The sequence below is a fragment of the bacterium genome (genome assembly GCA_037147175.1).
Lineage (GTDB): Bacteria > Cyanobacteriota > Vampirovibrionia > Gastranaerophilales > UBA9971 > UBA9971.
Window position 1 is genome coordinate 1 of record JBAWVS010000008.1, and the last position, 15,675, is coordinate 15,675.

18 protein-coding genes are annotated in these 15,675 nt (G+C 31.4%); 12 read left to right on the top strand and 6 right to left on the bottom strand.

What is annotated here, in order from left to right; translation table 11 throughout:
* Positions 1–245 (bottom strand): hypothetical protein (locus WCG23_03200; protein MEI8388873.1); only part of this gene is annotated, 245 nt, incomplete at its 3' end.
* A gap of 211 nt (positions 246–456) precedes the next feature.
* Positions 457–1,296: a Bro-N domain-containing protein gene (locus WCG23_03205; GenBank protein MEI8388874.1), complete on the bottom strand. Its 840-nt coding sequence runs from the start codon at positions 1,294–1,296 to the stop codon at positions 457–459.
* Between the two features lie 943 nt (positions 1,297–2,239).
* Between WCG23_03205 and WCG23_03210 the strand changes: the two genes are divergently transcribed.
* On the top strand, positions 2,240–2,419 hold the full coding sequence (locus WCG23_03210) for a hypothetical protein (protein MEI8388875.1): 180 nt from the start codon (positions 2,240–2,242) through the stop codon (positions 2,417–2,419).
* Between the two features lie 228 nt (positions 2,420–2,647).
* On the opposite strand, the gene WCG23_03215 is transcribed toward WCG23_03210, so the two are convergent.
* Positions 2,648–3,967: an outer membrane protein transport protein gene (locus tag WCG23_03215; protein ID MEI8388876.1), complete on the bottom strand. Its 1,320-nt coding sequence runs from the start codon at positions 3,965–3,967 to the stop codon at positions 2,648–2,650.
* Between the two features lie 511 nt (positions 3,968–4,478).
* Positions 4,479–4,868, bottom strand: coding sequence for a MerR family transcriptional regulator (locus WCG23_03220; protein MEI8388877.1), 390 nt, complete (start codon positions 4,866–4,868; stop codon positions 4,479–4,481).
* Between the two features lie 144 nt (positions 4,869–5,012).
* On the opposite strand from WCG23_03220, the gene WCG23_03225 reads away from it, so the two are divergent.
* Together WCG23_03225 and WCG23_03230 are read left to right on the top strand one after the other, a co-directional pair.
* Entirely contained in the window at positions 5,013–5,249 is a 237-nt protein-coding gene (locus WCG23_03225) for a hypothetical protein (GenBank protein MEI8388878.1), read from the top strand.
* 21 nt (positions 5,250–5,270) lie between these two features.
* Positions 5,271–5,621 carry a NifB/NifX family molybdenum-iron cluster-binding protein gene (locus WCG23_03230; GenBank protein MEI8388879.1) on the top strand — a complete coding sequence of 117 codons (351 nt, stop codon included), beginning with the start codon at positions 5,271–5,273 and terminating at the stop codon, positions 5,619–5,621.
* Positions 5,622–5,700: 79 nt separating this feature from the next.
* On the opposite strand, the gene WCG23_03235 is transcribed toward WCG23_03230, so the two are convergent.
* Positions 5,701–6,156, bottom strand: a complete 456-nt coding sequence (locus tag WCG23_03235; GenBank protein ID MEI8388880.1) for a YaiI/YqxD family protein — start codon at positions 6,154–6,156, stop codon at positions 5,701–5,703.
* A 336-nt stretch (positions 6,157–6,492) separates the two neighbouring features.
* Between WCG23_03235 and WCG23_03240 the strand changes: the two genes are divergently transcribed.
* A complete protein-coding gene (locus tag WCG23_03240; GenBank protein MEI8388881.1) occupies positions 6,493–6,825 on the top strand; it encodes a CxxC-x17-CxxC domain-containing protein in 333 nt (110 codons plus the stop codon).
* Between the two features lie 84 nt (positions 6,826–6,909).
* Here the strand turns inward: WCG23_03240 and recQ are convergent, their stop codons facing one another.
* Positions 6,910–8,724 carry a DNA helicase RecQ gene (recQ, locus tag WCG23_03245; GenBank protein MEI8388882.1) on the bottom strand — a complete coding sequence of 605 codons (1,815 nt, stop codon included), beginning with the start codon at positions 8,722–8,724 and terminating at the stop codon, positions 6,910–6,912.
* Positions 8,725–8,859: 135 nt separating this feature from the next.
* Between recQ and WCG23_03250 the strand changes: the two genes are divergently transcribed.
* From WCG23_03250 to WCG23_03285, 8 genes are all read left to right on the top strand, one after another.
* Positions 8,860–9,654: a glycosyltransferase family A protein gene (locus WCG23_03250; GenBank protein MEI8388883.1), complete on the top strand. Its 795-nt coding sequence runs from the start codon at positions 8,860–8,862 to the stop codon at positions 9,652–9,654.
* Between the two features lie 39 nt (positions 9,655–9,693).
* Positions 9,694–10,470, top strand: a complete 777-nt coding sequence (rfbF, locus tag WCG23_03255) for a glucose-1-phosphate cytidylyltransferase (protein MEI8388884.1) — start codon at positions 9,694–9,696, stop codon at positions 10,468–10,470.
* A gap of 11 nt (positions 10,471–10,481) precedes the next feature.
* Positions 10,482–11,033: a dTDP-4-dehydrorhamnose 3,5-epimerase gene (rfbC, locus tag WCG23_03260; GenBank protein MEI8388885.1), complete on the top strand. Its 552-nt coding sequence runs from the start codon at positions 10,482–10,484 to the stop codon at positions 11,031–11,033.
* Positions 11,030–12,157: a DegT/DnrJ/EryC1/StrS aminotransferase family protein gene (locus WCG23_03265; protein MEI8388886.1), complete on the top strand. Its 1,128-nt coding sequence runs from the start codon at positions 11,030–11,032 to the stop codon at positions 12,155–12,157. Before rfbC ends, WCG23_03265 begins: the two co-directional genes overlap by 4 nt.
* A 128-nt stretch (positions 12,158–12,285) precedes the next feature.
* Entirely contained in the window at positions 12,286–13,437 is a 1,152-nt protein-coding gene (locus tag WCG23_03270; protein MEI8388887.1) for a class I SAM-dependent methyltransferase, read from the top strand.
* A 74-nt stretch (positions 13,438–13,511) separates the two neighbouring features.
* Positions 13,512–14,066 carry a hypothetical protein gene (locus tag WCG23_03275; protein MEI8388888.1) on the top strand — a complete coding sequence of 185 codons (555 nt, stop codon included), beginning with the start codon at positions 13,512–13,514 and terminating at the stop codon, positions 14,064–14,066.
* Positions 14,067–14,084: 18 nt separating this feature from the next.
* Positions 14,085–14,681: an FkbM family methyltransferase gene (locus tag WCG23_03280; GenBank protein ID MEI8388889.1), complete on the top strand. Its 597-nt coding sequence runs from the start codon at positions 14,085–14,087 to the stop codon at positions 14,679–14,681.
* 66 nt (positions 14,682–14,747) lie between these two features.
* Complete coding sequence (locus WCG23_03285; GenBank protein MEI8388890.1) at positions 14,748–15,668, top strand: glycosyltransferase family 2 protein; 921 nt, start codon at positions 14,748–14,750, stop codon at positions 15,666–15,668.
* Positions 15,669–15,675: the final 7 nt, after the last annotated feature.

Consider the following 15,675-nt stretch of genomic DNA (forward strand, 5'->3'; position numbering starts at 1 on the left):
CTAGTATCATTATTTTCCAAAGGTGATAAATTAGCTTTTTCCCATATTGTTTTTAAATATTTTTCTCTTGATTTATGTGCATCTCTTGTTAATTTAGCTCTTCTTCTTTTTCTGTTTTCTGAAACATCCGCATATTCTGGGTTTATAAGCATAGATTTTAATTGTTTTATCTCATGTCCGACCCTAACGCAAATTCCTATGCTGGCTTTACCTAAATCAAATCCAAAGACAAGCTTTTCTTTCATTATAATTATTCCTTATCTATAATAAGTATATTAAAGATTAATTTTCTCTTTATAATAATACTTCAAATATAATATACAAATAAAACAAGTTTATCAAAAATTTATGCAACTGTTATTTTCTGTTACTTTTTATACTTTTCTCTGTGGGATTTATATTTTTATCATGCCGGAATAAAAGCATATTAATTTGGTTTTAAATGCGGTCTGAATTTTAATCGCTGGTTAACTGGTCATTTGATATTTGCAAATTTTTGTTTGAAGCTAAAAAATTATTTTTGGACACAATTTTTTTACCACTTTCTTTTTCAAGCTGTTTTCTTGCATCTCCTGCAATTTTACCGCCTTTTTTTGCAACTTCATGATTTTCCTTAAATCCCTGCGCATTTGTATTTTTTGCAATTTCTGTTGTTGAAGCTTCACCAAGCATTGAAAAGATAAGCTCAAGGTCGGTCATGTGATCTCTTAAATTTTCTCTTTTTAATCCTTTATAATCTTTATATTCGGAAGGTGTCATTCCAAAAGTAGCTTTTGCAATTTCGGCAGTTAATATCGAATATTCTTTACCTTCGATTACTCCTCTTTTTTGCCATTCGTCAGTTAATTCTTCCCTTAGGGCAATTCCTCTGACTCTTTTTTCAATCCAACTGTCAGGATAACCTTTGGCTTTGTATATTTCTTTCATTCTTTGCTGTGCAAGTTCAGGGTTTTCAATTTCCTGTACTCTTTCATAACCAACTTTTGCAAGCCATCTCTTGAATGGTTCAGCTTTTTTACTTGGAATAGATTGAATTATACGGAAAACACCTTCTGTATTTGAACAATTAAGTTTTTGTTTTCCGCCTTCTGTTTCAATTGGAAGGGGGGTGACAATTTGTCCCCACCCTTCGGAAAGTTCGGGATCTCTTTTTTTAATTTTTTTTATATAATCTGTCGGATTTATGCTGTCTGTTAATACTTCTACAACATCAACAATTGAAAAATACCATTCATCATTATGAAGAGTTCTTCTGATTTTTTTTCCCTCGAAAATAATCAATTTATTTTCTGTCATTTCTTACCCTTTTATTTAAATAATTAAAAAAATTTTATCATGCAAAAATGTTTTAATAGAAATAGATTATAATGGTTTTCTTATTTTTTCCAATAAAAACAACATATTATAGGATTTTTTACTTGAAACAAAATCCAAAATATTTTGAGCTATAAATTCTATTTTCGCCCCCGATGGGGAGAGTTTTTAAAAAAGAGTTTCGGCGATTTCCGTTGAAGCTCTTTTTTTATGCTCGACGCTATTTCGACGCCCTCGACGCTTTTGGGATAAGCATATAAATTGGTGGCATTATAACAATTTACATCAATATGATTCTATACAAAATTTGCCAAATAATTGGCTGTATAGTGATATAAATCAAATTGTTCAAGCTATGTCAAATTATGCAACGATTCAAGGAATTTCTTGTAATACAGTTGATGATGTCAAAAATAATTTTGAATTAATGAATCTGTATATTACAAACAGTTGGCACTCTTAATATAATTTTAGCAATAATTAAATTAAAAGTTATTTCTTGCCTCCTGTTTTAAAAAATAACCAATAAATATAAAAACTCCAATAATATACAATAGTGTAAGAACAACAAATGTATTTAAAACAGCATGCCTGAAAATAAAATAGCAAATATACAGCCTCTAAAAAATCTTAAATTTCCTATAATACAGGGCTTTGTGTTCTGTTGTAACTCTATATCAGGCATTCTCATTCTCTTTTCAATTTTGTATTTTTAAATAACCCAAATAATAAGGCTTTTAAAAGCTCTGGTTCAATGGAAATATTTATAAAATTGGAAAAATTCATCAGATTCGCTCTTATTTTTGAAAAACGGTTATGTGTAGTATTTATACATACTAATTATTATGCATAATCACATCAACTATACAAGCATAAAAATACATACTATTCTATGCGTATATTAAGTACACTTGGTGTGATAATAATGTCAAAAACCGATAAAATACTAGAACTTACAAGAAATAAGACCAAAAGAACAACATTAATGTTTAATCCTGAATTATGGAAATTATTTAAAACCGCTTGCGAACAAGATAATACAAAACCAACCCCAAAAATGGAAAAATGGATTTTAAATTATCTTGAGGAAAAAGGTTTGTTATAAATCTATTAATATCTGAATTTTCAAAGGCAAAAGTATGCAATTTTTAAGAAGCTGTCTTTTATAGACAAAATAAAGAATTCATCAATAACATTTTTCCGAAGATAGTCCAAAGTCAGATTAGTTTATAGAAAAAAGCTTTAGGCAGAACCTAAAGCCTTTTTTCTATATCAAAAACTTCGAACAACTAAATATATTTTTGTTTGATTTTTTCGGTCAACCTATAAGAGATTAAAATTTATACCTAAGGCTACAAACAGCACTTTGTTCGCCCATAGTAGTTTTTACCTCTGTATTATTCACAGGACCTGAAACACTTTGGAACTTTCCTTGACTTGTGTTTTTTATCCCTAAAACATAAGCTAATGAAACATCAATTTTGTCTGTTATTTTGTATGTTGCACCGGCTGTGATGTGATTTTGTATAATAGCAGGTGAACCCAATACAAAGAATGTATCATGATCTCTTATAGGGTTATTATTATACGAATACCCCAGCCTTAAACTAAGGTTTTTATTAACTTCATATTCTCCGCCTGTACTAAAGACATATATACTTTTATACCCGTATCCTTGTACAGCACTGGTATTCGGGTCAAATCCGGCATCCTTGAAACCCTGGGTATTTGAATAGTTAATATATCTTGCATCGGTCATTAATTTTAATTTTGGTATTCTGGAATAACCAAGACCTACACTGGCAATCATGGGAAAGTTAAGCCTGAAATTATAATTACGATTGTTGCCAAGCTCATCAAGACCTTTAAAGTGAAAATTTCCCATCCATTGAGGACTTTTTAAAGAAGCCCCTGCGTGAATTCCGTTGTTCTCATAATAGATTCCGCCTTGAACTCCGGCTCCTGCAGTCCATGAAGTATTAGAATTCGGGTAAGTTTTGTATCCGTCAGCGTTTGCATCATCAGGAACTGCACCGGCAAAAGGACTCGAATTTAAAGAAGCAATATCAAGTACAGGCGCAATACCAACAGACAAACTTTTTGTTACTTTGTAAGCAAATGCAGGAGAAACCTGAACAAGCACATATTTTGTTTTTATTTCTCCAAAACCGTAACCGTTAGGAGGCTGTGATGTTAAAATCGGATTAGTTGATGTTTTTGGGAAATATACTCCAAAACCACTGACTACATTGGCAGAAACACCGGTCGCCCATTTATTATTTTTGTCCTTATATACATAGGCAAAACTTGGTAGAGGCATAATGTCTAATTTACTTCGGGTACTGTCTTCCAAATGCGTTGAGGGAACTCCTGCTCCAAACGCATTAGGCTCTACAGAGGATTTCAAATGGAGATTTACAAACATAACTTCTCCATTTATTTGAGCTTGTGAAGAATCAAGTCCGGTAATTGTAGCAGGATTCCAGTATAAAGCTCCTGAAGCATCAAGAGGCATAGCTGTGGATGTTCCTGCCACACTCTGGTTTATAGCTCCCACTCCTGTAACAACATGTCCGGCCGTGGCATTTGCAGAATTAGCTGCAACGATTAAACTAACAAACAAAAATAGTAATGTAAAAACCTTTCTCAACATCAAATTCCACCTTCTTATCCAACTCTTAATACAAACTATTGTTAATAAATCATGTTCTTTTTAACACAGTATAAAGTATATTGTAAAAAGAGTAAACTTTTTATTTATATTCAAAAAAACTCTTTAGAGCCAAATATAAAAACATTAATAATTAGATGTGTAGCCTATCAGTCAGCAAATATAAAGATGTTATGAAAAAATTCAAAATCATTTTTTATATAATTATATTTTATAAAGATTCAAGCTGCGTGTAAAAGCTGTTTAATTAATAAAACATTGGTTTTATCTGCGTTAATGATTCTAAAACAAACTAACAAAAGCTGCTTTTCGCTAAAACTTTTAAAATTTCTTTTACAGACAAGAGAAGTGTTTCATTAATAATATTATTTTAAATATCGTCCAAATAGAGGAGAAATTTTGACGCTATTTGGAAATTATTTAACTAATTTAATAAGTTACTTGATATAGACAGAAAAATTAAACTTTATCAAAAAAATTATCATCTAAGTCTTCATACATATGTATTCTCTTTTAAATATATTTCACATTTTTCACAGGTTTTTTTACAGGTTTTTTGTGAAAATTCCCAACACTTTTTCTTTTGTCCGCTAAGTTCACAACATTTTGAACGCTTTTCTTGTGAACATTTTTTTAATTTCCAACAAGGAGTGAAATCAAGAAGTCTTTTAATGCCAGGTATACTCAAATTTTCTTCATGAATAAGCTTTCTCAAACATTCAATTCTTGTTAAATCATTTTTTGAAAACATTCGTTTCCCGCCATGTCTTTGTGGCTTTATTAAACCTTCAGCCTCGTAAATTCTCAAGGTTCTTGGATGAACATTAAGAATTTGTGCGGCAATTCCCATTGAATATACAGGTAAATTTTCGTTAACTTCCATTTCTTATCACAATACCTATTACTATTGATTTTATTATATCAGAAAATTTATAAATATTAAACTAACTTGACAATTATAATTGTCAAGTGTTATTATAATCGTAATTGTTATTATGAGTTGTTAGAAAAAATAAAGGAGACTACTATGCCAAATTTTGACGGGAATGGTCCTTCAAGAACAGGACAGAGAAGAAGATGCAGAAAAGGCCGAATGATGAACGATAATAGTAGAATCAAATTTAACAAAGAAACCGTTATAATCAGCTGCGGCAATTCTAAAATCAAATCAGCGACTGATGAGTTAAATTTAATAAAAGTAGAAAAACAGACTATTGAATCAAGACTCAAAGCCCTTAATGAAAGAATTTTAGAACTAGAATAAAAAAAGAAAGAGGAGATAAAAATGAAATTTGCAATACCTACCGAAAATGATAAATTATGTATACATTTTGGAAGCTGTAAGATATTTACTTTCATTGAAGTTGATGATAATTCAAAAGAGATTATTTCAAAAGAAACTATAGCTCCTTCAGGACAGTGCCATGAATATATGGTTCCATGGGTAAAAGAAAATGGCGCTAATATTATTATTGCAGGAGGAATGGGTGTACCTGCCCAAAAAATGCTTAAAGAGCAAGGAATTACAGTTATTATTGGAGCACCAACCGAAGCGCCTGAGCTTCTTGTTTCAAATTACTTGAACGGTGTTTTGAAAACAATTTCAAATTCTTGCAGTTGCGGCTGCAACCACTAGAGAGAATTTTTAAAAAACAAAAAATATCTTTATCTTAACGGATACAGTCAATAAAACTGTATCCGTTTTTATTTTAGATTTATTTGTATTTTAAACGTTTTACCAGCTGCTGATCAAATGTATTTGCGAATTTCTGTTTATCTTTAGTGCTAAAAGGTCTTGGTCCGCTTGTCTGAATACCAGTATCCCTTAATTCACTCATAAAATTTCTTACAGAAAGCCTTTCTCCAATATTAGCGTGCGTAAAAAGAACGCCATGAACACTTATTACGACAATTCCTTTTGGAACAAGCATGGCGGCAAGAGGTATATCCTGAGTTATAACCAAATCCGCATTATTAGCGTTCTCAGCTATATATTCATCCGCCACATCCGGACCTTGAGAAACTTTTACTGTAGAAATAAAAGGCGATTGAGGAATTGAAATAATTTTATTCGAAACAAATACTGTTTGAATACACCGCTTGAGTGCAGCTTTTATAATGATATCTTTAATTTCGGACGGACAGGCATCCGCATCAACCCATATATTCATTTAACTTCCACTATCTATTTTCAGACTTTTCAAATACTCATTATAGAACCCTTAATCTCAATATTATTTTACATTAAATATATCCCCGAACTTTTATTTGGTCATTAAATTTTTTAAGTATGATACACTAAGTAACAAATAAAAAATCTTAACGTTTTCGTCATTCTGAGTAAAAATCGAAAAATACGAATATAGTTGAAGATTGAGAGTTTTATTTAACTCGGCATAACTGTTTAAAATTTTTGTTACCTACTTAATACTTGTCTTTTTTTAAACTTGTTTAATAATATAATTGGTAGTAAAAATATATTTTAATTTCAAAGAAAGAGAATCAAAATGTTCAATCAAAATTTCACAGACCAAGAATTACAATGCGCAGATTGTGGGCAAGGTTTCACATTCAGTGCTGAAGATCAAGAATTTTACGCTCAAAAAAGATATTCTACCCCAAAAAGATGTGCATCTTGCAGAGCAAACAGAAAAGCGAATGACTCACGCGGTGGCGGCGGCGGATATGGCGGCGGCGGCAGAGGCGGATACGGTGGCGGATCCAGCAGACCTCAGTTCAGTGCTGTTTGCGCTGGTTGCGGCATAGAAACAACTGTTCCTTTTGAGCCTAAAGGCGATAGACCTGTTTACTGTTCTGATTGTTTCAGAAACAACAGATAAAAATATAACTCTATAATATTTAAAGAAAATCTCTTAAAGTAAATTACTACCGCTTTAAAGAGATTTTTCTTTTTATTATCAAATTTATCCATTTATGGCATTTAAAAAAGCTAAGCCGTATTTTTTCAGCTTGTGTTCCCCCACTCCCGATATTTCTGACATATCATCAAGGGTTTCGGGTTTGTTATTTACCATTTCTATTAGGGTTTTGTCATTAAAAATAATATATGGCGGCATATTTTCATCACGAGCGAAAGATAATCTGATTTTTTTAAGTTCATTGAACAATTCAACATCAGCGTCAGCAGTTAGTACGGCTTTTTTTGCAGGAGCTGGTTTTTTAAGTTTAACTTTGCTTTCTAAAATAAATTTTCTTAATTCAACCTTTTGCTTGCCCCTTAAAACATCATTAGCCTCGAGATTGGTTTTTAGCGTTGAATATTGCATGTCCATCTCGACAAATCCTAATATGGCAACTTGCCTGATAATAGACTTCCATTGAGATTCTGAGACATCTTTGCCGATACCAAAAGTGCTTAGTTTGTCATGCTTGAATTTTTTCACTTTTTCGTCATCTTTGCCCAACAAAATATTTATTATATGCCCTCCCCCGAAGCCATACCTGTCTGTTTGGGTTCTATAAATACAGGACAAAACTTTTTGGACATCAACCGTTGCATCATAAGTTACAGGCGGTTCTAAACAGTTATCACAATTTTTACAATCGTTTTTTAATTCTTCTGCAAAATAATCCAATAAAATCCTTCTTCTGCAATTAACTGTTTCAACATAGCCTATCAATGTGTTTAATTTTTGATGTTCAATTCTTTTCTGCTCTGGAGATGACGTAGAGCTTTCTATAAATTGTTTTAACTGAACAATATCTTTTAACCCGTAAACCATCCATGCATCAGCCGGCAAACCGTCACGACCTGCACGACCTGTTTCTTGATAATAAGATTCTACGCTTTTAGGCAAGTCAAGATGTGCGACAAATCTTACATCAGGTTTGTCAATTCCCATACCGAAAGCAATTGTTGCAACCATTATCATTGATTCTTCTTTAATAAATTTTTCCTGATTTTTCTCTCGTATTTTTTTATCTAAACCTGCATGATAAGGCAGAGCGTTAAATCCTTCTTTTTTTAAATACGCTGCGACTTCTTCAACCCTTTTTCTTGAAATACAATAAACAATACCTGAATCATTCCGATGATCTTCTTTAATAAAATTTAAAAGCTGTTTTTTTTCGTTATCTTTAATTTTTATTGTGTATTCAATATTTGGTCTGTCAAAGCTGGATACAAAAACTTTTCCGTTTTCAAGATTAAGATTTTTTATAATATCTATTCTCGTTAGTTCATCAGCAGTAGCTGTTAATGCAATTCTTGGAACATTGGGGAATATTTCTTTTAGTGCTGAAAATTTGGTGTATTCAGGTCTAAAATCGTGTCCCCATTGCGATACACAATGAGCTTCATCAATTGCAAAAAGTGAAATTTTAGATTTTTTCAAAAGATTTAAAAAGCCTTCTGTATTCAATCTTTCAGGTGAAACATATACCAGATCCAGCTCATTATTAAATATTTGTTCCTCAACCAAATTTGATTTTTCGGCGTTTAAAGTTGAATTCAAAACAGAAGCTCTGACACCCGCTTGTTTTAGAGCGTTGACCTGATCCTGCATAAGTGCTATTAGAGGAGAAATAACAACTGTAATTCCTTCAAAGCAAAGAGCGGGTATTTGAAAACAAAGAGATTTTCCTCCGCCTGTAGGCATCAAAACAAGACCATCATTTCCATTTAAAATATGTTCAATGATTTCCTGTTGTTTGCCACGAAATGTTTTATATCCAAAAACCTTATATAAAATTTCTTGAGGATTTTTTAAAGACAGCAATTTTAAACGTCCAAATTATGATTCACTAAAATAAATATTAACATGAACCTCTCTTTCAACATTACGGTTTAACTTTTTTGTTACCTGATTAAAAAATGCTATACTTATAACGTAGTTTAAGGCTTGTGTAGAATAATGAGCAATCCAAAAGTATCTGTAATAATCCCTTGTTACAATCAGGGCATCTATATAGATGAATGCGTCGAATCTGTTTTGTGTCAGACATTTGATGACTTTGAGATAATTATTATCAATGACGGTTCCAGCGATGATTATACAAACAAAATTTTATCCGACTACAATAAACCAAAAACAACAGTTATAAATTCAGTTAATCAAGGGCCTTCCGTGGCAAGAAACACAGCAATCGTCCATGCTAAAGGCGAATACATACTTCCTCTTGATGCTGACGACAAACTGGCTCCCGAATATCTAGAAAAAGCTTTAAAGGTTTTTGAACAACAGCCTGAAATATCCGTTGTTTACTCGTTAGGTCAATACTTTGGCGCAATAAACAGGCTTTGTTCTTTTAAACCGTATAAATTTCCTGATTTTTTACTGGGGAACGTTGTTTTTATAACAGCTTTATACAAAAAATCCGACTGGGAAAAATACAAAGGCTACAACAAAAACATGATATATGGCTGGGAAGATTTTGATTTCTGGCTGTATTTTGTAGCTGACAATAAGAAGTTTTACAGAATTGAAGAAACTCTTTTTTATTACAGGCGGCTTGAGATTTCAAGAACAACCGGTGTTAAGGACGAAAAGAGAATACACTGTTTTATACAGATTTATAAAAATCACCCTATGCTTTATTTTAAAAACATTTTCAAAATACTGAAACTTTATTTTTCACAAAAACACAATTATTACAGACTAATTATAAGATACATTAAATATTTGAAGCTTATTTCCTCAAAAAAATGATAATATAAATTGTAGTTATCATTTTGTTTGGAAAAAATTATGAAAGCTGTTATTTTAGCCGGCGGTCTTGGGACAAGGATTAGCGAAGAATCCCATTTAAAACCAAAGCCGATGATTGAAATAGGCGGAAAGCCTATCTTGTGGCATATTATGAAAGTTTATTCACATTACGGAATAAATGATTTTATTATATGTACGGGTTATAAAGGCTATGTTATTAAAGAATATTTCGCAAACTACTTTCTTCATCAATCAGATATTACTTTTGATACTTGCAGTAATAATATGAAACTACATAACCACCAATCCGACCCCTGGAAAATAACTGTTGTAGACACAGGCGACAAGACAAATACAGGCGGAAGATTAAAACGGATTAAACCCTATATAGAGAAAGATGAAACTTTTTGCTTAACCTACGGTGACGGGGTAAGCAATGTAAACATAAAAGAATTAATTGATTATCATTATGAACGCAAAGTTACTGCAACAGTTACGGCTGTCCAGCCACCGGGCCGTTATGGTTTGCTTGAAATTAAAGACGGAATGGTTAAAGATTTCCAAGAAAAGCCAAAAGGCGACGGCAACTGGATAAATGGGGGATTTTTTGTATTCGGGTCTAAAATTTTTGATTATCTTGACTCAGATATAACCTCTCTTGAATCAGAGCCAATAAAGCTTCTTGCACAAAAAAATGAGCTTGCCGCTAGAAAACATAATGATTTTTGGCTTCCCATGGACACAATGAGGGATAAAATAAGGCTCGAAGAGCTATGGGAAAGCGGTAATGCTCCGTGGAAAATCTGGAAGGACTAAAAGGAAAACAGATGAAGTTTACGGAAACAAAATTAAAAGGTGCTTATATTATAGAGATAGAACCTCTTGAAGATGAGAGAGGTTTTTTTTCACGCTGTTTTTGTAAAAAAGAATTTGAAAAATTGGGCTTAAATTCTGATATTGTTCAGTCAAACATATCTTTTAACCACAAAGCCGGTACTTTAAGAGGTATGCACTATCAAAAACCGCCTTACGAAGAAGTAAAAATTATCAGTTGTCATGTTGGAGCTATTTATGACGTAATTGTAGATATCAGACCAGCTTCAGAAACCTATTTACAATGGTTTGGAGTAGAATTATCTGCTGAAAACCGTAAGATGTTGTACATTCCAACAGAATTTGCTCATGGATATCAGACGTTAGTTGATAAAACTTTGGTATCTTATAATGTTACAAATTTCTATGCTCAAGGCTACGAAGCTGCTATCAGCTGGAATGATCCTTTGATAGGAATAAAATGGCCTGAATGCGAAAATAGAATTATTTCAGAAAAAGACTCCAAAAATAAAACTTTTAGTGAATTCAAGGAGAAATATCAATGACGATAAGACTTTTTAAACCCTGTGTAGGGGAAGAAGAGCTTGAAAATATTAAGGCTGCATTTTCTCGGGCATGGCTCGGACTTGGTCCACAGGTAAAAGAATTTGAACATAAATGGGCGGATTTTATCGGCTGCAAAGAAGCAATAGGCGTGAACTCCTGCACGGCAGCTCTTCATCTGGCTTTATCCGCATACAAGTTCTCTCCGGGGAAAAAGGTACTGGTTCCTGTTATGACGTTTGCTGCTACTGCAATGGCGGCTTTATATAATAACCTTGAACCGGTTTTTGTAGATATAGATGAAGAAACTTTAGGGATTTCGCTTGAAGATCTTGATAAAAAATATGATAAAGACTGTGTAGCTGTTATACCTGTTCATTTTGGCGGGCATCCCGTCGAAATGGATAAATTAATGAACTGGGCAAAATCGAAAAACTTGAAAGTAATTGAAGACTGTGCCCATACAGCCGGTGGTGAATATAAAGGTAAAAAACTCGGAACCTGGGGAGATATCGGCTGCTTCAGTTTTGAAGAAAAAAAATGTATGACATCAGGTGACGGCGGAATGATTTGTTCTGACGATCAGGAATTAATTAAACCTCTAAGACATTCAAGATGGATAGGTATAAATAAAGACACCTGGCAAAGACTGAGTGAAAACACGGACAGTACTCCTAACGTTCTTCACTGGTATTATGAAATATCCGATATAGGCTATAAATACAACATGAATGATCTTGCCGCCTCTATTGCACTTGCACAGCTCTCAAAACTTGATTATATGAATCAGAAAAGAAGAAATATTCTCCAAAAATATATAGACGGTGTCAAGGATTTGAATTTTGCAAAAATAGGTTTGCCTTATCAACTCGAAAACTCGTCTTACCATATATTTATGCTCCGGATTCAGGAAAGGGACAAATTCCTTAAATACATGACTGAAAAAGAAATTGCGACAGGAGTTCATTATATGCCTTTAACTATGCATCCGCTGTTTTATAAGTACAAAAACGAAACACCTGTGGCTGACCGTATTTGGAAAGAGTTTGTAACGCTTCCGTTATTCCCTGACCTGAAAAATGAAGAGACTGAATATGTTATAAATGCAATTAAAAGCTATAAATAGAAAACGTTTATAATACCGATTATTCGGACGGTGTAAGATGGGATGACCCTGTTTATAATAAAAAGTGTTGTAAGTGTATTAACAGAATTGTTTCATGTAATGATATAGTTTTAAAATCGGAGTAAATAATGGATTTAATTAAATGTTGTCCTATCTGTAAATCAGAGAAAATCGAGATGTTTTTGGAGCGTGATAATGTTCCTGTTATTCAAAACTTTGTTTTGAAAGAACGTGAAACTGCCCGAAATATAGATAGAGGTGATATAAAATTAGCAATATGTAATAATTGTGAATTTATTTTTAATACAAGCTTTGATTTGTCTAAGCTTAAATATGGAGACAATTATGATAATGCTTCGACATTTTCCAAATATTATCAAGATTATATTGAAAAATTAACTAATAATCTGCTTTATGAAGAAAAAGTTCAAAATTGCAAAATAATAGAAATTGGCGCAGGCAATGGGGCTTTTCTTCATAAATTAGTTGAAAAAGATGAATCAAATAATTCGGGTATCGGTTTTGATCCAAGTTTTAAAGGTGATTTTCAGGAAATAGAGAATAAACTGATTTTCAGGAAAGAATTTTATGGAGAAAAACATGCAAATTTAAATGCAGATGTTGTAATATTAAGACATGTTCTGGAAGTTATTCCTGAATTGTTTGAAGTTTTAAAAACTATAAGAAAAAATTTAAGCAATTCTACCAATGCTAAAGTTTATCTTGAAACTCCTAATATCGAATGGAAATTGGAAAACAAAGCCATTTGGGATTATTGTTATGAATATTTTGGATATTTTAGTGAAAAATCTCTTAAATATGCTTTTGAAGCCGCAGGTTTTAAAGTTGACTACATAAAAAAAATTTTTGAAGGACAGTATTTATGGATAAAAGCAAGTGTTGATAAAGAAAATTCTTTAAAAGATTTGGCATTAAATTATGTAAAAACAGAAAAACAAATTTTAGCGAAACTTAAATTACAACTTGAAAATTTAAAACAAAACGGAAATATTGTTGTATGGGGCGCAGCAGGTAAAGGCGTTACTTTTTTAAATTTAGTCGACAAAGACTGTAAACTTGTTGATTTTTTAGTCGATATAAACCCTAATAAACAAGGCAAACATATTGTAGGGACAGGGCATATAATAATTGCCCCAGAAGAAATCCACAAATATAATATAAAAACAGTTATAATCATGAACTCGAACTACAAAAATGAAATTGAAAATATAATAAAAAATTTGAATTTAAAATTAAATCTAGTAGAAATGGAGTTATAAAAGCTGTAATTATACGGTACCAGTTGTACAATTATAATTATTTTGGCAGTTTATATAAAATTGAGAGGATACACATGTTTGTAAACTTAACTGATAATATACCTTTGAATTCGAGAATATGTATATATGGATCATTAAAAGTAGGCATTTTCCTTAAGAGACTTCTTGAATTAACCAGAAAAGATGTAAAAATTGTGTGTTTCTTAGATTCTTTTAAATCAGGCATTATTGATAATCTTGAGATCATAAACATAGCAGATATTAAAACAATTGAATCTGAATATGACTTGATTGTAATTACATCAGCCAATCTTCATTCGATACATGATATTTTGCAAACTTATAATATTCAAAATTTTACCTATATTAACCATAAAGCTTTTGACTGGCTGGTTAATTTTATTGATAATGTTATATGTTTTGAACATCCTTCAGTCATAAAGATTTCTGAAGATTTTATGACTAATAATTCGGAAAAGTTCAATAAAGTAAAATCTATTCTTGAATCTGATGAAGATAGAAAACTCTATGATCTTGTAATAAATGCAAAATCCAATAAAGAAGGCTATGATAAACTTTTTGAGTATATTATTAAAACTTTGGATAAGGCAAATACTGAATATTTTTAATTTATTAATCAGGAGGCAATTAAAGTTGTTTTTGATTGTGGCGCAAATGATGGAGATACATCTGTAAAATTTTTAAATCATTTTCCAAAAATAGAAAAAATTTATGCATTTGAACCGCTATATAAAATGTTTGCTAAAAAACCATTTTCAACAACTATTTCTAATTCTGATAAAATTGAAATGTTTGAATATGCTCTTTGGGATAGCAAAAAAACAATACAGTTAAAAAATCAAGGATTTGGTTCTCACCTGATATTTGATAATAACCGGGAAAATAATTCGAAAAATAAATTTAAAGATATTGAAACAGAACTATATCACTCAGTTCAAACTATTTCGATAGACGAATTTATGCGTGAAAATAACATAAATAAACTTGATTTTGCTAAATTTGATGTAGAAGGGGCTGAATTAGGTGCGTTAATAGGCGCTAAAAACACTCTTATAAAAGACAGACCACAATTGGCAGTATGTTTATATCACAAAAATGAAGATTTTTATGAAATTCCATTATATTTAAACAGTATACTAAGTAATTATACTTTTAAATTCAGTCAGGAATTTCGGACTTCACTTTTATATGCTATTCCTAATGAACTATATAATTCAAATTAACTCTATTTAAGCTCTGAATATTTGGTTAAAATTATAAATGTTCAGATATTATAAAGGACTAGAATAATGCAAAATGAATCTGAGCAACAAAGACTTATTAGTGTTGGTATATTTACTTATAACAGACCTGAAGGGCTAAAAAACACTCTTGAGTACATAACAAATCAAACATATAAAAATCTTGAAATAATAATTTCTGATAATTGTTCACCTGATTCTCAAGTTGAGAAAATCGCAAAAGAATACGCTGAAAAAGATAACAGGATTAAATATTTTAAACAGAATAAAAATATTGGAGTAGTTTATAATTTCAAATTTGTACTTGAAAAAGCTTCCGGTGAATATTTTATGTGGGCGGCGGATGATGATGAATGGCATCCCGAGTTTATTGAAATTTGTCTGTCAAAAGTAAAAAACAAAGAATCTGTTTTTACAGGTTTTAAGTCTTTATATAGAGAAAATCAGAAAACAGAAATATTTAAAATGCCCGACTTGAGCGACAAATTATCTTTGCACAGGCGTATTATAAATTTTTTAAATGCACATTCAGACATTATGTTTTATGGTTTGCACCACAGAGAAAGTATTTTATATTTTTTAAAAACTAAATGGGATTTTGATAAAGTTAGTTATTATTTTATTTTAAAACTACTGATAAATAACGATTTTATTATAATCCCTGACAAAATATATTTTACAGACGGTATTGAAGGAACTGAATACAAATGTAAACCCTTGAAACCCCAAAAAGGCAGATTATTAGAATATCGCCCTTTTTTATCTGAATGTATTAACTTGATTTTGTGGTCAAAAAAATTAAAAGCAAATGAAAAATTGTCTATAATCAAAACATTGATAAAAGTAGTATCTATGTGGTTTCAACTTCGCGAAAAAGATTATAGACCAAATCAGGTTAAACTGGTTAAGTTTATTACACTTATTCTAAAAAGGGTTTTCAAAATCAAAGAGCTTATAATCCTGCATTAATCACCTA